The sequence below is a fragment of the Larsenimonas salina genome (genome assembly GCF_023736155.1).
GTDB lineage: Bacteria > Pseudomonadota > Gammaproteobacteria > Pseudomonadales > Halomonadaceae > Larsenimonas > Larsenimonas salina.
This window is the reverse complement of sequence record NZ_JAMLJJ010000001.1, coordinates 992,765-1,010,748: the sequence shown is the minus strand read 5'-3', so window position 1 is coordinate 1,010,748 and position 17,984 is coordinate 992,765. Positions and strand designations below refer to the sequence as shown.

Here is a 17,984-nt window from a genome sequence, read left to right as displayed (position 1 = left end):
TCTACGAGAGATGGAAGTTATTCTGCTCGACAAGCTGGGCAAGCTCGGCGGTCTCGGTGACAAGGTCACCGTCAAAGCCGGCTATGGCCGCAACTACCTGGTGCCTTACGGTCTCGCTGTTCCGGCAACTCAGGACAACGTCAACATGTTCGAAGCACGCCGGGCCGAGCTCGAGCGTGAAGCGGAAGATCGCAAGGCAAGCGCTGAAGCGCGCGCCGAGCAGCTGTCCGAAATCGAACTTTCTCTCGTCGCCAAAGCTGGCGAAGAAGGGAAACTGTTCGGTTCTATCGGTCCGCGCGATCTGGCCGAAGCACTGGTTCAGTCCGGTATCGACGTCGCCAAGAGCGAAGTTCGCATGCCGGAAGGTCCGCTGCGTCAGACTGGTGAATACGACATCGCGCTGCAGCTGCACGCCGACGTCACCGCCAGCATTCGTGTCGTGGTAGTCGCCGAGTAAGTACATTCGTACTGCAAGGCGCTGGTGGAAAAGGGCATGACGCCAAGCGTCATGCCCTTTTTTGATGCCTGTACTTCGTTGCAGGTTGTCCGAAGACGAGGCCGGTTTGATAAGCTAGCCGCTTCGGCCTCACTCAAGCGTATGTGTCCCCATGAATGAAATCGCAGTCTCTGATCAGGAAACATCGACCATCAAGGTGCCGCCCAATTCCCTGGAAGCCGAGCAATCGGTGCTTGGTGGCCTGATGCTCGATAACAGCAGCTGGGATACGGTGTCCGAGCGGCTGGTTGCCGATGATTTCTACCGCTTTGAACATCGCTATATCTTCAACGCCATAGCGCGTCTGTCCGATGAAGGCCGCCCGCTGGATGCCGTGACGCTGTCCGAGGTGCTTGAATCCAGAGATCAGCTGTCGAAAGTCGGTGGGCTTTCCTATCTGGCAGAGCTTGCGCGCAATACGCCGTCGGCAAGCAATATTCGGGCGTACGCCGACATCGTTCGCGAGCGGGCAACGCTTAGAAAGTTGATCCAGGCGGCCAATCAGATCGCGGAAGGGGCCTTCTATCCGCAAGGCAAGACCTCTGACGATCTGGTCAATGAAGCCGAGCGGCTGGTCTTTCAGATCGCCGAGGACCGGCCCAAGTTCGGCGGGCCTCAGGGCATGAGCCAGCTGCTGACCAAGGCAGTCGACCGCATCGATCAGTTGTTCAGCCTGAAAGGCAGCATGACCGGCATTTCGACCGGTTTTCGGGATCTGGATGACATGACCTCCGGTCTTCAGCCTTCGGATCTCGTTATCGTGGCCGGGCGGCCCTCGATGGGTAAGACGACCTTTGCGATGAACCTGGTCGAGCACGCGGTGGTCAGCGGTGATAAGGCCGTTGTGGTCTTTTCGATGGAAATGCCCGCCGAGCAGTTGATGCTGCGTATGGTGTCCTCGCTCGGGCGCATCGATCAGACCCGTGTCCGAACCGGTCAGCTCGAAGATGAAGACTGGCCACGGCTCACCTCGGCGGTCAATCTTTTGAAGGACAAACAATTATTTGTCGATGACACACCGGCACTGTCGCCCAATGAGATGCGCGCTCGCGTGCGGCGATTGGCGCGTGAGGCCGGTGATATCGGCCTTGTCATGATCGACTACCTTCAGTTGATGCAAGTGCCGGGGCTTTCCGAGAACCGAACGGCCGAAATCTCGGAAATCTCGCGCTCGTTGAAGGGGCTTGCCAAGGAGTTCAACTGCCCGGTGGTGGCGCTGTCGCAGTTGAACCGCTCGCTCGAGCAGCGCCCCAACAAGCGCCCGGTCATGTCGGATCTTCGTGAGTCCGGCGCGATCGAGCAGGACGCCGATGTGATTGCCTTCGTCTATCGTGATGAGGTCTATAACAAGGACAATCCCGATAACAAGGGACTTGCGGAGCTGATCATCGGTAAGCAGCGTAATGGCCCGATCGGGACCGTACACATGGCGTTCATCGGGAAATACACCCGCTTCGAGGATCTGGCGCCTGGAAGCTATGGCGATTTCGAAGAGTGATGCCTGGCTGTTCGCCGGTTGAGTCGCATACATAGGCCGGTATAATGCCCGGCTTGCCAAACGGGAGAAGAGAGCATGGCTGGTTATCGTGGACGTGGCGCACGTCAACCCAAGTTAGAGGCGCGAGGTACTCTGGAAAGCGTCGAGCGCGAGGGCCCGTTCAAGGAGTGGCTCGGCATGCCCGACCTTTACCGGTATACCCTGACGGTCAATGGTGAAACCTACACGCATCAGATCGAGGACGCAGAGCTTCCGGTCAGTGAAGGCGATTATGTGGTGTTTCGCTACAAGGAAACCAAATCCGGTCGCTGGGTCGATCGCCGCTCGCTCGGGGTCGCCATCGACCCCTCGACGTTTAACCGCGATTGATGCAGTAACGCACGCCTTGCGTGCAGCGATGAGAGCGCGGTCGAAGGGCCGCGTTTTTTTATGCCTGAACCATGAGAAGGGGTGTCATACGCTCTTGAATTGATTATGATAACTATTATCATTTGTGTCATGATCCGATTCTCCAAGGAGTGCCTTGATGCCCACGTCCCCCACGTATTCGCTCAGTAGTGCGCAAGCAGGTATCTGGTTCGCGCAGCAAATGAGCGGCACGGCCGCGACGTACACCACCTCACAGTGCCTGCGCTTGACGGGAGCGCCTGATGTCGAGGCCTTGGTCGAGGCCATCGAGCGAACAGTCATGGAAGCGCCAACGCTTACCGCTCGGGCTCAAATGGGGGCTGATGGGCCGGTCCAGGCCTTTTTTGAACACATCGCGCCGCAGGTTGAGGTGCAGGACTTCCGCTGCGTCGAGCAGCCCAGGCAGTACGCTCAGCGCTGGATCGACGCACAGCTTGATCATGGCATCGAACTCGACACGCCGAGACTCTACCGCTTTACCGTTCTTCGCCTGTCGGAGTCGGAAGTATGGTGGCTGATGGTGATCCATCACTTGGCCGCCGATGCCTTTGCCTACAGCCTGCTCCAAAGGCGCGCCTGTGAGCACTACAACGCGCTGTGTACGGCCACCGACGCGCCGTCACCCTGGTTCGGTGAGGTCACCGCCATGATCAAGCGCGACCGAACGTACCAGTCAAGCGAGGCCTGCGAGGCCGACCGGGCGTACTGGGCGCGCCAGTTCGCGGACGACCCCGATCCGATCACGCTGACCGAACGTACGCACCTTGCCGCCGAGCGGGCGGACCGCATCGAGGCCTGGCTGGGCCAGGACGTCATCGAGGCCTTGATCGACGGCGCCGACGTTCAGGCGCTGCACCCGGCCGAGGTGTTCGTGGCTGCGGTGGGGGCGTATGTGTGCCGCTGGAACCAGCGCGATGACGTGACACTGGGACTGCCGATGATGGGGCGCTACACGGGCGCCGATATGAAAACGCCGATCACCCAGGTCAACGTGTTGCCGCTTCGCCTGACACAGGCCCGTTCCGACACGCCGGCCATGTGGGCCGCCCACGCGCGCGAGGCCATGGGCGGGATCCGGCGCCATCAGCGCTACCGCTACGAAGCGCTTCAGCGCGACGTCATGCGACGCCCGGGCGAACGGGCGTTGTTCGGGCCGCAGGTCAACATCATGCCCTTTGCGCAACCGACCGACTGGCACGCCCTGACGTCGGCACTCGATCATCTGGTGGCCGGGCCCGAGCATGATATTTCGTTCTATCTGCACTGGGATGGGGTCGGGCGGCGGGCCAAGCTGGCTGTCGAGGCCAACCCCAACCGCTATGATCGCGCGGTCATGACCGACCACCTCGATCGCTTGATGCGCTGGGCGCAGACCTTTTCGACCCATGCAGAGCGCCCGGTTCACGAATTGCCCTGGCGACTGACCCGTGAGCAAACCAGCCTCGACGACTGGAACGCCACGGCAGCGCCAGTAGAGTCCACTGATCTGGCAAGCCTGTTCGAGCGTCAGGTGCTGCGCACGCCTGAGGCGCCGGCGTTGATCAGCGCCTCCGGCACGCTCGACTATTTAACGCTCAATCAGGACGCGAACCGCCTGGCGCACCTGTTGAGCGCGTACGGCGTTGGGGCGGGCGACATCGTGGGTGTAGCGCTCGAGCGCGGCGCCTTGCTGGAAGTGGCGCTGATTGCGACGCAAAAGGTGGGTGCAGCCTTCATGCCGTTGTCGAGTGATTATCCGAAGGCGCGCCTTGGCTATATGATCGAGCAGGCCGGGCCACGTTTGATTGTCAGTGCGGAAGACACTCGATCACTGCTGCCCGAGGGCATAACGGTCGAGCAGCTGGTTATCGATGCGCCAGACAGTCAAGGCGCGCTCGCAGCCCAGCCCAGTGATAACCCCCGTCGCGATGCGCGCTCGCCGTCGGCGCTGTCCTATGTGCTGTTCACGTCGGGCTCGACCGGCAAGCCCAAGGGCGTGATGATCGAGCAGCAGGCCATCGTCAACCGGCTCGAGTGGATGCAGGCGATGTATCAGCTCGACGAAGGGGATCGGGTGCTGCAAAAGACGCCGTCCGGGTTCGACGTCTCGATCTGGGAGTTCTTCTGGCCGGTACTGAGTGGGGCCACGCTGGTGATGGCGCGCCCAGGCGGGCACAAGGACCCATGGTATCTGCTCGAGGCCATCAAGACGCACCGGATTACCACGCTCCACTTTGTCCCCTCCATGCTGCAGGCCTTTTTAGACAGTGCACCGGTGTCTGAGTGCACTTCGCTTCGGCAGGTATTTTGCAGCGGCGAGGCTCTGCCGAAGCTGCTCCAGACTCGGCTGCATGACGCCTTGCCTGAGGTCTTGTTGCATAACCTCTACGGCCCGACCGAGGCGGCCATCGACGTATCCTATTGGCCCTGCAAGGCACAAGACATGCGGGCGAGCCTGCCGATCGGCCGGCCGATCTGGAACACGCAGCTTCACGTGCTCGATGACCACGGCCAGCCAATGCCGGTTGGGGCGGCTGGTGAGCTCTACATTGGCGGCATGAATCTGGCCCGAGGCTATATCGGGCGTGAGGATCTGACGCGCGAACGATTTATCCAGCACTCCGAGCTTGGCCGACTTTATGCCACCGGTGATCTCGCGCGCTGGAATCAAGAAGGCGCGCTCGAGTATATGGGGCGTCTAGATGGCCAGGTGAAGCTTCGCGGTCAGCGCATCGAGCTCGATGAAATCAACGACGTCATCACTCGGGCGCCGGGCGTCGCTCAGGCCGCCGTCAGCGTTATTTCGCCGCGAGAGAATGATCCGAGACTTGTGGCCTACGTCGTCATGGACGCCGGGCAGTCGCTCGATGCCAATGCGGTTAGGGCATGGGCGGCCTCGCAGTTGCCGAGCTACATGGTCCCCCAGCACCTCTGCACGCTATCGGCGCTGCCGCTGACCGATAATGGCAAGCTCGATCGCAAGGCGCTGCCGATGCCGGAATTGAGTGATCACGAACATTATCGTGCGCCCGACAGCGAGGAGGAGCGTGCGCTTTGTGCCTTGTTCGCCGAAGCGCTCGATTTAGAACGGGTCGGGGTCGATGACAACTTTTTTGATCTGGGTGGGCACTCCCTAACGGCGGTCGCGCTGTCGGTGCGCGTACGGGAAACGCTTGGCTGGGAGATCACCCTTGCCACACTGTTCGAGGCGCCGAGCGTCAGTGCATTGGCTTCGCATTATGAAAAGGCTTCCGGTCAGGATGGGTTATCGGTGCTGCTGACCCTTAAGGCGCAGACAGGTGATGCCCCGCTGGTGCTGTGTCATCCTGCTGGTGGGTTGGGGTGGTGCTATAACGCGCTGGTGCGCGCGCTGCCGTCCTTCGGCCCCATCTATGGGCTTCAGGCGCGGGGGCTTGCGGTGGATGAGCCATTGCCGCTGACGCTTGATGCGATGGCTGAGGATTACCTTCACCAGCTGAAGACGGTTCAGCCCGAAGGGCCTTACTGGCTCGCTGGCTGGTCGATCGGGGGCATGATCGCTCATACGTTGGCCGCTAAATTGCAGGCCCGCGGCGATGAGGTGCGCTTGCTTGCGATGCTGGACGCTTACCCAAGCGATCAGTGGCGCCATCTGGCCCCGCCGGATGAGCAGGACGCGCTGACGGCACTATTGCGCATTGCAGGTCTCAGACTTCCGGAGTCGGGCGCGACCCGGCAGGATGTGATCGAGCTCTTGAGTCAGGAGGGGCATGCGCTCGCAAGCCTGCCAGGTCGGGTGCTGGATGCCATGGTCGATGTGGTTGCCAATAACAGTCGGCTGGTGCGCGAGTCTCACCATCAGGTTTATGAGGGCGATGTGGAGTTCTTTACCGCTGCCGCTCCCCGAGACGAGGACTGGCTCAATCGATTGGCCTGGCGGCCTTATGTGCGGGGCGACTTGATCAATCACGACCTGCCCTGTGATCATCCGGGCATGATTCAACCCGAGGCCGCGCGTCACATCGCGGCTCGTCTCGAGGAGGTTTTGAGCCATGAGCGAACGCCCTGCCTCTGACATCGATGCGGCCGCCGTCTGTTCCCTGATCGAGGCGGTCGATGCAGGCTTTCAGCGCACGCCCTTGGTCGGCGTTGGCGAGATGCACTGGTGCCCTGAGGTCCTTGAGCAGATGTTTGCGCTGATCGAGGCGCCAGCGGTGCAGGCACACACCCAGACCGTGGTGGTTGAGTTCGGCAGTGAGCGCCATCAGGGCATGCTTGACCGATATCTGGCGGGGGAAGCCCTTTCCGACACCGCGCTTAGCCTGATCTGTGAGGACACGCTGCATGGTGTGCTTTGGTCGCCGTGGGTCTATCAGCAGTTTTTCGAGCACGTGCGGCGCGTCAATCAGACGCTTCCACCCTCGAAGCGGTGGCGGGTTCTACTGGCGGAGGCCGCCTTCGACTGGCAAACCGCCACTGAGACGCGCTGGCAGGCGGCCATGGACGAACGCGATGCGCGCTACGCTGACTGTGTGACACGCCATGTGCTGGCACGCGATGACAAGGCGCTCTTGATTTTCGGGGCGATGCACCTGATCAAATCGACGCTTCCGGACGCGCGTGCGCCGTCGATGGGCACGCTGTTGGCAAGGCAGCTCACTACGCTCTGGCCGGTCATCGATGGGCCTACGCACACGGAGGCTACTGCAGCGTGGCCGATAGGCTCGGTGATCGTATTGGATGATGCACCGGCGGTCGGGCGCTGGCCGTTTGACGGGTTTACCCGCAAGGGGCAGGGTGTGGGTTACACCCGCAACTACTGCGACATGCTCTGGCACGCCGGTGCCTTCACGCGCACTGTGTGCCTGCCAGAAGGGCGACTGAGCGATGCCGGTTGGCTTGAACGCACGCGGGCGCGCATCGAAACCCGAAGCGTTGAACGTCAGCGTCAGCTTTGGCAGCTTTTCCCGGAACATGTTCTGAACGAGCTCGGTGTGGCGCTGGCGTCGGGGTCCTTCCTTGAAAGCGAGCTTAATTGATCGTTATTCAAGGCTTTAGGTGTCATGAAAATGTCTTAGCTTAGCGTCTATAGTTGAGAAAGATCCGATAAACGCAGGAGCAAGACATGGAATTTCAGCAGTTTCTACACGCCATCCGCCATCTGAACTCAGGTGAAGTCCGCGTCGTCAGCCACATGGGCAGCGACCTTTATCAGGTTGAGCTTCGCCCGGAAGAGGGTGAGAGCAGCCTGCTTAAGCGCCGGGGCAAGCCCCAGCTGTTTCGCTCGCTCGACGCCGTCTACAGTACGCTTCGCCACGCAGGTGTACACCGGGCCTATCTGGTCAAGACCATGCCTCATGACAGCGATGACGTTGCCCGTGGCGCATCCTACAAATCCCCGATGACCTCACACATTCCCCTCGTTTTCTGATGACCCGAGGCCTGGATGCGACATCCGGCCCCGGGGTATTTCCCGCCATCGTCTTTCCCGACCAGCGCCCCTTCGGTTTCAATAGATATTTGCCCATTAGTGCTGCCTGAGCCAAGGATAGCCCTTTTCGATGGGTACTCTGCCTTCAGCACTGATAGTATGGGTTTATTGAAATTCAAGGAGTGATTAGATGAGTGACCAGGCCCGATTTGGGGTATTGATGGCAAATCTCGGCACGCCCGAGGCCCCGACCCCGGAAGCCGTTCGCACCTATCTTGGCGAATTCCTGTGGGATCCACGTGTCATCGACATTTCCAGACCCGTATGGTGGGCCATCCTGAATGGTTTCGTGTTACGCACGCGCCCGAAAAAAGTGGCCGAGGCCTACGCCTCCATCTGGACCGAGGATGGGTCTCCGTTGATGTCGGTCAGTCTCAAGCAACAGCGTGCTTTGAAGGCTGAACTCAAGTCTCGATTTGGCGTGGATGTGCCGGTGGCGCTTGCCATGACGTATGGCAAACCCTCGATGGAAGAGGCTGGTCTCGAACTTCGTCGTGCAGGCGTCGAGCGCATTGTCGTATTGCCGATGTACCCCCAGTTTTCGCGTTCGACGACCGCCGCCGTGTTTGATCGGCTGGCCAAGGCACTAAAACCTTGCCCGCATTTGCCCGAGCTTCGCATGATTCGCGATTTCCACGACCATCCGGACTACATCAAGGCATTGGCCAACTCGGTGCGGGAGCATTGGCAGCAGCTTGGCAAGCAGGGGCATCTTTTGATGTCCTACCATGGCGTGCCCAAGCGCTACGCCGAGGAGGGCGACCCGTACCCGAGGCACTGCGAGAGGACCAGTGCGCTAGTGGCTGAAGAGCTGGGCCTTGGGCCGGAGGAGTGGACCATGACCTATCAGTCACGCTTTGGCCGTGAAGAATGGCTCAAGCCCTACACCGACGAGGTATTAACGGCTTGGGGCAAGGAAGGCCGGCAGCACGTCGATGTCATGTGTCCGGCATTTTCGGCCGACTGCCTCGAAACGCTCGAGGAAATCGCGATGCAGAACAAGGAGTTTTTCCAGGAAGCCGGCGGTGGCGAGTATCATTATATTCCGGCGCTGAACGACAGAGACGACCATGTCGCGATGTTGGCGTCTCTGGTCGAGCAGCATACGCAGGGCTGGTGATTACCGCTTGGACGCGGTCGACTCCTTGGTGGCGCCCCCGGATTCCTTGAGTTCGTAGGGGCGCCCGCGGGTGGCGTCATCGCAGGGCAGCTTGTGATGAAGGCCACTCATGGTCAGAAGATGGGCGCTGACCGGGGTGGTGATGAACAGAAACAGGGTAATCAGCATTTCCTGCATGCTGAGCGTGTCGGTTCGAAGCCAGTAGTAGCTCATGGACGCGAGCAGGATACAGCCAACGCCGAGCGTGGTGCTCTTGGTCGGCCCGTGCAGGCGCATGTAGAAATCCTTGAAGCGAACCATGCCCATCGCGCCGACCACGGCGAACACTCCACCGAAAATCAAAAAGGCCGATACCAAAAGCTCCAGCGCAAACCGCCAATCCATCGTGGTCTCCTTATTCGATGATGTCGCCGCGCAGCAGGTATTTACAGACCGCGACAGTACTAATGAACCCAAGCATCGCGATCAAGAGCGCGGCTTCGAAATACAGCGTGGTCTTGAGCCACATGCCATAGAGCACGATGGCTCCGATGGCGTTGACGTACATGGTGTCCACCGCCGCGATGCGATCCGGCAGGCTCGGGCCCATAATCAGCCGATAGAAGTTCAGTGCGATCGCAATCATGAACAATACGGCGCTTATCTCGACGGCGCGCTCTAGCATCCGAAAATCTCCTTGAGTGGCTTCTCGTAACGCTCATAGATCTCATTGATCAGCGCCTCTTCGTTTTCAAGGTCGAGCGCATGAACCAGCACCGTGCCTTCATGAAGTCGAAAATGCGCTGAAATGGTGCCGGGGGTCAGCGAGATCGTACTGGTGAGGACCGTGATCGCGAAATGATCGGTCATCGACAGCGGATACACCACAAAGTAAGGCTTGGGCTTGTGCCGCGGAGAGAGCACCAGTTTCGAGACCTCGTAGTTGGCGACGATGATGTCGCCGACCAGCCTCAGGATGTATCGAATTAAAAGCCAGGGCCGCTGAACGTCCGGCTGCCGGTCCCAGAACCGGTAGGTCAACCGTGGCAGGGCGATTCCGAGGATAACCGCCATGATGATATTGCCGGGGCTGAGCGAATTCTGAAGCATCAGCCAGACCGCGATCAGCAGCAGCGTCAGAAAAGGCGTCGGAATCAGGCGCGTTGCTGGAATCATGGCGTCTCCTCGCTGTTGCTCATCGGCATCGCCTGATTTTCAGGGTCTGGGTTCAGGATGGCATCGATGTAGCGTGCCGGGTGATCGAGCTGTTCGGCGGTTGCATCGGTAAATTGAGTGATCGGGCCTGCCAATAGCGCAAGAAGCGGCGCCGCACCGATCAGAGCTGCAGTCGCGATGCCCCGGGCAGGCCCGGCCAATGGGCCACTTGCCTCACCCTCGCTTGAGCGCCAGAAAAAGGTCGATCCGGCGCGTGAGGCCGCGACGATGGCGCAGAGTCCAGCAACGAGCAGGATCGACCAAAGCCATACGCGCGCGCCTTCCGGCGTGGCCTGTAAAATCATGGCCTTGCCGATCGCACCGGAAAAGGGAGGCAGTCCCGCGATACCGGCCATGCCGATGAAAAACAGCGTTCCAAGGAGTGCCGGTTGGCGTAAGGGGCGGCTTTTGACGATGCGCGCGCCGGCCTTGCCACGCTGATCATCGATAAGGTCCGCGAGCAGAAAAAGGCCCCCCGTGACCAGTGTGGTCTGGGGCATGTAATAGAGAAGCGCCGAGAGGCTTTGCTGGCCGGGAAGGCTTGCCGCCGCCAGAAGCGTTCCGACCGACACCAGAACCAGATAGCTTACAAGCGTGCGCATGTCCCGCGCCGACAGGCAGCCAACAGCTGCAAGCGCAAGCGTTGCAAGGCCGCCCCACCAGATCCACGGGCTTGCCATATCGGCAAGCGCGCCTGCATGATTACCGAAGATCAACGAGAACACACGCAAAATGGCGTAGATGCCGACCTTGGTCATGATGGCAAACAGCGCCGCCACCGCGGCCGGGGCGGCGGCGTAGGCGCGCGGCAACCAGAAATAGAGCGGCAGCATGGCTGATTTCAGCGCGAACACGGTCAGAAGCAGCAGGCCGGCGGCCATGGTAAGGCCCGCGCTGCTGGTGTCGAGGGTCGCGACCTTTTGCGCCATGTCCGCCATGTTCAATGTGCCGAGCGTGCCATAGAGCACGCCGAGCGCGATGAGAAACAGCGAGGAGCCGGCAAGGTTCAGTGCGACGTAGTGAAGGCCTGACTGGGTTCGTGCCTTGCCGCCGCCATGCATCAAAAGGGCATAGGAGGCGATCAAGAGCACCTCGAAGAAGACAAACAGATTGAACAGGTCGCCGGTCATGAAGGCGCCATTGATGCCCATCAGTTGCAGCTGGAAAAGACCGTAAAAGTTGGAGCCTTCCTCATCCTGGCCTGCGCAGGCATAAAGGCCCGCGAACAGGGCAAGCACTGAGGTCAGAAGCACCATCAGCGCGGAAAGGCGGTCCAGGACCATCACGATGCCAAAGGGCGGCTGCCAGTCGCCGAGGGCGTAATAGCGGATGGTATCGTCGCTTGCCAGGGTGACCAACGCCACACTGACCGCCACCAACAGGACCATGGCGCTGAGACTGACCAGGCGTTTGAATCGGGCGCTGGCGTCGCGTTTCCAGAGTATGGCAAGGCCTGCAAACAGCGGCAGAATAATGGGCATGACCAACAAATGATCCATCACTTACGCTCCTCGCGCGGCTCATCGGTTCGCTGGCCGTCGACACTGTCGCTGCCGAGATCGCCTCGGGTGCGCATGGCAAGGATGACCACGAAGGCCGTCATGGCGAACCCGATCACGATCGCCGTCAGGACCAGCGCCTGGGGCAGGGGGTCTGCATAGGGAAAACTGCTGTCGACGATGGTGGTGCTCTTGGAGGCAAGGCCGCCCATTGAAAACAAGAATAGGTTGACGGCGTAGGATAGGAGCGTCAGCCCGACCACCACTGGAAAGGTGCGACCGCGAAGCGTCAGGTAGATGCCGCACGCGGTCAGAACACCGGTGACGGTTGCGTAAAGCGCTTCCATTACTGTTTCTCCTTGGTCGGCCTGTGCGAGGTAGTGACCTTGCCGAGGTTGGCAAGAATCATGAGCGTTGCGCCGACTACGGTCAGATAGACGCCGAGATCGAACAGCAGGGCGGTGGCAAGCTCAATATCACCGATCACTGGAATCTCGAAGTGCCCGAAGCTTGAGGTCAGAAATGGCGCATTGAACACCCAGCTGCCAAGCCCTGTAAGCGCTGCGATAGCAACACCTGTGACTGCGATGGGCTGATAGTTGAAGGACAGCCGTCGTTGAGACCATTCAACGCCGCGCGCCATGTAGATCAAAATGATGGCAACGGCGGCCACGAGCCCGGCGATGAATCCGCCGCCCGGCAGATTGTGGCCGCGCAGGAAAATGAACGCTGATACTAAAAGCGCCAGGGGCAGCAGCGTTTGTGAAACCGAGTACAAAATGACCGGGAAGCGCTCGGACGACCATGGCCGCCCCTCAAGATCGCTTGAGGGCATGAACAGTCGCAGCCGATTGAGCAGTTTATAGATAGCGACACCGGCGATGCCGAGTACGGTGATCTCGCCGAGCGTATCGAAGCCACGGAAATCGACCAAGATCACGTTGACGATGTTATGACCGCCGCCGCCTGGAACGCTGTTCTCGATGAAAAAGCGTGAAATGCTGTCGACCGGGCGCGTGATGACCGCGTAGTTGAGACTCGCGATAACACCGCCAAAGGTCCCGGCCAATAACAGGTCGCGAAGTACGCGCCCACCGGTGGACTCCTTGGGCGTCTTCTGCGGCAGGAAGAACAGCGCAAGCATTAACAAAATGATGGTCACGACCTCGACCGCCAGCTGCGTCAGTGCCAGATCCGGCGCTGAAAAGCGCGCGAAGGTCAGTGACACCAGCATGCCGACGACAGACAGGAACAAGAGCGAAATCAGACGCTTTCGGTGAGTCATGATGGTACCGATCGCGGCCAGGCACAAAATGACGCCGCCAATGATCAGTACGCTGTCGACGGGTTGCACGACCTTGTCGCCGGCAAGCTTTGGCACCTGAAAAAGCCCTGAGGCCGCAAAGCCAACCGCCGTCAACAAGAGCCAGAACATGTAGCGCTGCAGGGAGCCGTTTTCGAACCGATCAATGCTCCACTGACACAGCTTGACCAGTTTCTGCACCATGCTCTCAAACGAGTCGCGGGCGTTCAGGGTCTTGAACTGACGGTGGAAGCGGTAGATGTGATCGCGCGCGATATACACCAGTAGACCGCCCATGAGCGCAATACCGCTCATCATCAGTGGTAGGTTGAGCCCATGCCAGAGTGACAGGTGAACCTGGGGCGGCTCGCCCGGCACGACCGCCGCAGTCGCGGCGGTCAGAATCGGCTCGATCAGAATGGCCGGCAAGATCCCGACCAGCACGCAGATCAGAATCAGCACCTCGATGGGCAGACGCATATACCGGGGCGGCTCATGAGGCGTCTTGGGCAGGTCCTTGGGCTCGCCGTTGAAGAAAACGTCATGAATGAAGCGAAGCGAGTACGCCACCGACAAAATGCTGCCGAGGGTCGCCAGTGCCGGAATGATCCAGGAAAGTCCGCCCAGCATCTGGGCATCGAGGCTTTGGGCCAGAAACATTTCCTTGGAAAGAAAACCGTTGAGCAAGGGAACACCGGCCATCGACGCTGAGGCCACGGCGGCGAGCACGGTGGTGTAGGGCATGTAACGCCACAGGCCGTTGAGCTTTCGAATGTCGCGTGTGCCGCACTCATGGTCGACGATGCCGGCCGCCATGAACAGCGACGCCTTGAACGTCGCGTGGTTGATGATGTGAAACACGGCCGCGACGGCAGCAAGCTCGGTATTGAACCCGAACAGAAGTGTAATGAGGCCAAGGTGGCTGATGGTCGAAAAGGCCAGAACCCCTTTCAGGTCCTGCTTGATCAGGGCGAAGAATGCCCCGTACAGCAGCGTGGTCAGACCCACCAGCGTGACGATATAGAACCACTCGTCGGTGCCTGAAAGGACAGGGTAGAAGCGTGCCAGCAAAAAGACGCCTGCCTTGACCATGGTGGCGGAGTGAAGGTACGCCGACACAGGCGTCGGTGCCGCCATGGCGTGTGGCAGCCAGAATTGAAACGGGAACTGGGCCGATTTGGTAAAGGCGCCCAGAAGCACCAGCAGCAAAATCGCCGTGTAATAAGGGCTTGATTGAATGAGTTCGCGGCTTTCGAGCACGGTGGTCAGGTCGAACGAGCCGACAACATTACCGATCAAGAGAATGCCGGCTAACAGACAGAGCCCGCCTGCGCCGGTGACCGTCAAGGCCATCCGCGCGCCCTTGCGCGCACTGCTGAGCCCGGACCAATAGCCGATCAGTAGAAAAGACGAGAGGCTGGTCAATTCCCAGAAAAACCACAGAAGCAGTAGGTTATCGGAAGTGACGATCCCAAGCATCGCGGTCATGAACAGCATCAGATAGCCATAAAAGCGCACGATCGAGTCGTTTTCCGACAGGTAGTAGCGGGCGTAGAGAATGATCAAAAGCCCGATGCCAAGCACCAGATACACAAAGAGTAGCGACAGACCATCGAGTCTGAACGCAAGATCCAGGCTCAGAGACGGCACCCAGGGCAAGGAAACCGTTGGAATGTTGCCAGAAAAGACGCTCGTGGTGTGGTAGGCGGCAACGCCGAGGGCGATAGCGGGGAGAATGGCCACCAGCCAGGCAATGGTCGTGCGTTTGAAGCGGGCGCTCGCAAGCGGTACCAGGCTGCCGATGAGCGGCAACAATATGATCAGTAGCAGGGTCATGAAGACGTGCTCTTTTTATTCAGTGTAAAGCCGCAGGTGATGCGTCCGGAAAACGTAGCGTGTGCTGCTCGTCACAGTGGTACTAGCATGGCAGAAATCAGGCGGGCGGGTCGGTCAGAAACGGCAGTCGATGAGCGCGAGGGGCATCAAGCCAGGCGGGCGCCAGCTGCGATGGTGCAACCTCGGTAGCAGCGTGGCCGTTTTCTGCCCGACACATCAAGGGCGCGGGCCTTGTCTTTATTGTCTGGCTTGAAACGGTCATGGCGTCTCTCCTTCATCCCGGCGCTTTGGGGCGGTCTTCCCGGTTAGCGCGTCGACCCTTCTATAGCTTGTTGAAAGTGTTACAAAAAAAGCCATAGTATTTTTGATCGTTATGGAATGTATCATGGCCCTGCCACACTCGCCAGTCATAAGCCGACCTGATCGGCCAGCCTCGCTTAAGTACAGTTCATGCATCGACGGGTCTGGTGGGCGCTGGCTGAACCGCTCAATTCCGCTCGGGAGCCGCGCCCAATGCAACACACCTATACCTCGCATGTCACCTGGCACAGCGCCAGCGGCACGACCGATTACCGCGCCTACTCGCGTGATCACAAGCTTTGCTGCGCTCAAAAGCCCGTACTTGACGTCAGCGCCGACCCGGCCTTTCTAGGAAGCGCAGAGCGTCACAATCCTGAAGACTTCTTTTTGGCCTCGTTGAGCAGCTGCCACATGCTCTGGTACCTCCATCTCTGTGCCGAGAGCGGTGTGGTCGTGCTGTCCTACGATGACCATCCGACGGGCACTCTGCTGCTGGAGCCCGGTGGGGCCGGTGAATTCACGACGGTTCGGCTGGCCCCGCGTGTTGAGATCCGGGCGGACTCGGACGCCTCGCGTGCGTTTGAATTGCATGAGCGCGCGCATGGCTATTGCTTCATTGCGCGCTCGGTGCGCTGCGCCATCGAGCTCAAGCCCGAGATCGTCCACGCCGACGGCTGATCGGTCACCGGATCAAACGCCGTAGAGGGTTGAAGCAGAGAATATGTGGCCGAGTCAGAAAAGTCGCGACACCAGGCTGACCACGGCGGTTTCGACCCGAAGAATGCGCGACCCCAAGTGGATGCCCTGCATGCCAGAGGCTCTAAGTGCTTCCACTTCATAGTCGATAAAGCCGCCTTCGGGGCCGATGGCCAGTACGACCGGCGGTGCATCGAGTGCGCGCCCGTGGGGGCAGGCGTGCGCTTCGCCGGGGTGAGCGAATAGCCCTTCAGCGCTTTCGAGCAGACCGGGAAGGCGATCTTCCACAAAGGGTTTGAAGCGTTTTTCGAGGGTGATCGTCGGCAGGCGAGTGTCCTTGCACTGCTCAAGGCCCAGAATCAAATGGTGGGTGAGCTTGTCGGGGGCAAGCTCCGGGCTTTGCCAGTAGCTCTTTTCGACCCGACGAGTGTGTAGTAGCGTAATTCGCTTGACCCCGAGGGCGGCCATGTTTTCAAGGCTGCGGGCCAGCATGCGCGGGCGCGGCAGAGCCAGAACGACGTGTATGGGAAGGGGCTCGGGAATGGGCGTGTCGAGGTGCTCGATGGTAAAGGTCGCCGATTCGCCGTCGAGCGCGTCCAGGCGAGCGCGTCCCATCGCCCCGTTTTCAAGCCCCACCGAAAGCGATTGACCGGGGGTGGCCTTGTGTACTTCTTTCAGGTGTTTCAATCGCCTGGGGTCGGTCACGGTCAGCTGGGTGCCGATCTGGCTTGAGGCGGGCAGTAATACTAGATTCATAAGCGGTCCTCGGCTGGCGCGCCCATCATAGACCATTCGCGGCGATGGTCGAATGCGTACAGCCCGCTTTTTTTCTGCGATAATTTCGCAACGCTTTTTCATCGAATACGGATACGGATCCCGAATGAAGGTTTTGATTATTGGCGGCGGCGGTCGCGAACACGCTTTGGCTTGGAAAGCGGCGCAGTCCGATCTGGCCGAAATGGTTTTTGTCGCTCCCGGCAATGCCGGTACCGCCCGGGACGAGGGCATGACCAATGTAGCCATTGAGGCTACCGACTATGAAGCGCTGCTGGCGTTTGCCAAGGACAACGGCATCGATCTGACGATTGTCGGGCCGGAAGCGCCGCTGGTGGAGGGTGTAGTCGACCGGTTTCAGGCCGAGGGGCTCGCGATTTTCGGGCCGACCCAGGCGGCCGCTCAGCTCGAGGGATCGAAGGCCTTTACCAAGGCTTTTCTCGAGCGTCATGCGATTCCGACCGCCGCCTACGGCAACTTCGCCGATGTGAACGAGGCGCTGGCGTATCTGAAAACGCACCCGGCGCCCATCGTGATCAAGGCAGATGGCCTGGCGGCCGGCAAGGGGGTCGTTGTTGCCATGAGTGATGACGAGGCCGAGGCTGCCGTGCGAGACATGCTGTCAGGCAACGCGTTTGGTGATGCAGGCGCCCGGGTGGTGATCGAGGAGTTTCTCGAGGGCGAGGAAGCCAGCTTCATTGTGATGGTCGATGGCGAGCATGTCCTGCCGATGGCCACCAGTCAGGATCACAAGCGTGCAGGTGAGGGCGATACCGGCCCCAATACCGGCGGTATGGGGGCCTATTCGCCCGCGCCGGTCGTTACGGACGACGTTTATGCACGAATCATGGATGAGGTCATCTGGCCAACGGTCAAGGGCATGCGTGAGGAAAGCCATCCGTATACCGGGTTTCTGTACGCTGGGCTGATGATCGATGAGGCCGGCGCGCCCAAGGTCATCGAGTACAACTGCCGCTTCGGTGACCCGGAAACTCAACCGATCATGATGCGTCTTGAGAGCGATCTGGTTGCGCTGTGCGCAGCCGCCTGTGAGGCGCGCCTTGATGAGCAGTCGTGTCACTGGGATCCGCGTGTTGCCGTCGGTGTGGTGATGGCGGCGGCTGGTTATCCGCAGGCGTATGAGAAAGGTCATGAGATCACGCACCTCGATGAGGCCGAACGTCATGGCTGCAAGGTGTTTCATGCCGGTACTTGCGAAAACGAGCGTGGGCGCGTGGTGACCAGCGGTGGGCGAGTTCTTTGTGTAACCGCACTCGGTGAGGACGTTCGCTCCGCCTGCAAGAGCGCCTACCTCGGGGTGGATACTGTCCGGTTCGAGGGGGCGACTGTTCGCCGTGACATCGCTCATCGAGCGATCGGGCGGCTGGGGTCGTAATCGCGTAATCCACTG

At 60.0% G+C, this 17,984-nt stretch carries 17 protein-coding genes; 9 read left to right on the top strand and 8 right to left on the bottom strand.

Annotation, left to right across the window (positions count from 1 at the left end; all coding sequences use genetic code 11):
- Positions 1 to 10 precede the first annotated feature (10 nt).
- From rplI to hemH, 7 genes are all read left to right on the top strand, one after another.
- Positions 11 to 457, top strand: a complete 447-nt coding sequence (gene rplI, locus NAT23_RS04810) for a 50S ribosomal protein L9 (protein ID WP_251591177.1) — start codon at positions 11 to 13, stop codon at positions 455 to 457.
- 151 nt (positions 458 to 608) lie between these two features.
- Positions 609 to 1,994: a replicative DNA helicase gene (gene dnaB, locus NAT23_RS04805; protein ID WP_251591175.1), complete on the top strand. Its 1,386-nt coding sequence runs from the start codon at positions 609 to 611 to the stop codon at positions 1,992 to 1,994.
- Positions 1,995 to 2,069: 75 nt separating this feature from the next.
- Positions 2,070 to 2,363 (top strand): hypothetical protein, encoded by a 294-nt coding sequence (locus NAT23_RS04800; RefSeq protein ID WP_251591167.1) that lies wholly within the window; start codon positions 2,070 to 2,072, stop codon positions 2,361 to 2,363.
- Between the two features lie 157 nt (positions 2,364 to 2,520).
- Positions 2,521 to 6,435: an amino acid adenylation domain-containing protein gene (locus NAT23_RS04795; RefSeq protein ID WP_251926079.1), complete on the top strand. Its 3,915-nt coding sequence runs from the start codon at positions 2,521 to 2,523 to the stop codon at positions 6,433 to 6,435.
- A complete protein-coding gene (locus tag NAT23_RS04790) occupies positions 6,413 to 7,399 on the top strand; it encodes a hypothetical protein (RefSeq protein ID WP_251926078.1) in 987 nt (328 codons plus the stop codon). Before NAT23_RS04795 ends, NAT23_RS04790 begins: the two co-directional genes overlap by 23 nt.
- 86 nt (positions 7,400 to 7,485) lie before the next feature.
- Positions 7,486 to 7,791: a DUF6482 family protein gene (locus NAT23_RS04785; protein ID WP_251926077.1), complete on the top strand. Its 306-nt coding sequence runs from the start codon at positions 7,486 to 7,488 to the stop codon at positions 7,789 to 7,791.
- Positions 7,792 to 7,981: 190 nt separating this feature from the next.
- Entirely contained in the window at positions 7,982 to 8,971 is a 990-nt protein-coding gene (gene hemH / locus NAT23_RS04780; RefSeq protein ID WP_251926076.1) for a ferrochelatase, read from the top strand.
- Here hemH and NAT23_RS04775 read toward each other — a convergent pair whose 3' ends face one another.
- The 7 genes from NAT23_RS04775 to NAT23_RS04745 all read right to left on the bottom strand — a co-directional run bounded on the left by NAT23_RS04775 (position 8,972) and on the right by NAT23_RS04745 (position 15,065).
- Entirely contained in the window at positions 8,972 to 9,355 is a 384-nt protein-coding gene (locus NAT23_RS04775; protein ID WP_251591144.1) for a Na+/H+ antiporter subunit G, read from the bottom strand.
- A gap of 10 nt (positions 9,356 to 9,365) precedes the next feature.
- Complete coding sequence (locus NAT23_RS04770) at positions 9,366 to 9,635, bottom strand: K+/H+ antiporter subunit F (protein WP_251926074.1); 270 nt, start codon at positions 9,633 to 9,635, stop codon at positions 9,366 to 9,368.
- Entirely contained in the window at positions 9,629 to 10,126 is a 498-nt protein-coding gene (locus NAT23_RS04765) for a Na+/H+ antiporter subunit E (protein ID WP_251926072.1), read from the bottom strand. Before NAT23_RS04765 ends, NAT23_RS04770 begins: the two co-directional genes overlap by 7 nt.
- Complete coding sequence (locus tag NAT23_RS04760; protein WP_251926071.1) at positions 10,123 to 11,667, bottom strand: monovalent cation/H+ antiporter subunit D; 1,545 nt, start codon at positions 11,665 to 11,667, stop codon at positions 10,123 to 10,125. The genes NAT23_RS04765 and NAT23_RS04760 overlap by 4 nt, the downstream gene beginning before the upstream one ends.
- Positions 11,664 to 12,011 (bottom strand): Na+/H+ antiporter subunit C, encoded by a 348-nt coding sequence (locus NAT23_RS04755; protein ID WP_251591130.1) that lies wholly within the window; start codon positions 12,009 to 12,011, stop codon positions 11,664 to 11,666. Before NAT23_RS04755 ends, NAT23_RS04760 begins: the two co-directional genes overlap by 4 nt.
- Positions 12,011 to 14,803: a monovalent cation/H+ antiporter subunit A gene (locus tag NAT23_RS04750; RefSeq protein ID WP_251926055.1), complete on the bottom strand. Its 2,793-nt coding sequence runs from the start codon at positions 14,801 to 14,803 to the stop codon at positions 12,011 to 12,013. The genes NAT23_RS04755 and NAT23_RS04750 overlap by 1 nt, the downstream gene beginning before the upstream one ends.
- A 97-nt stretch (positions 14,804 to 14,900) precedes the next feature.
- Positions 14,901 to 15,065, bottom strand: a complete 165-nt coding sequence (locus NAT23_RS04745) for a hypothetical protein (protein WP_251926052.1) — start codon at positions 15,063 to 15,065, stop codon at positions 14,901 to 14,903.
- 251 nt (positions 15,066 to 15,316) lie between these two features.
- Between NAT23_RS04745 and NAT23_RS04740 the strand changes: the two genes are divergently transcribed.
- On the top strand, positions 15,317 to 15,781 hold the full coding sequence (locus NAT23_RS04740; RefSeq protein WP_251926050.1) for an OsmC family protein: 465 nt from the start codon (positions 15,317 to 15,319) through the stop codon (positions 15,779 to 15,781).
- A gap of 54 nt (positions 15,782 to 15,835) precedes the next feature.
- Here NAT23_RS04740 and NAT23_RS04735 read toward each other — a convergent pair whose 3' ends face one another.
- Positions 15,836 to 16,555 (bottom strand): 16S rRNA (uracil(1498)-N(3))-methyltransferase, encoded by a 720-nt coding sequence (locus NAT23_RS04735; RefSeq protein WP_251926049.1) that lies wholly within the window; start codon positions 16,553 to 16,555, stop codon positions 15,836 to 15,838.
- 124 nt (positions 16,556 to 16,679) lie between these two features.
- On the opposite strand from NAT23_RS04735, the gene purD reads away from it, so the two are divergent.
- Positions 16,680 to 17,969: a phosphoribosylamine--glycine ligase gene (gene purD, locus NAT23_RS04730; RefSeq protein WP_251926048.1), complete on the top strand. Its 1,290-nt coding sequence runs from the start codon at positions 16,680 to 16,682 to the stop codon at positions 17,967 to 17,969.
- Positions 17,970 to 17,984 lie beyond the last annotated feature (15 nt).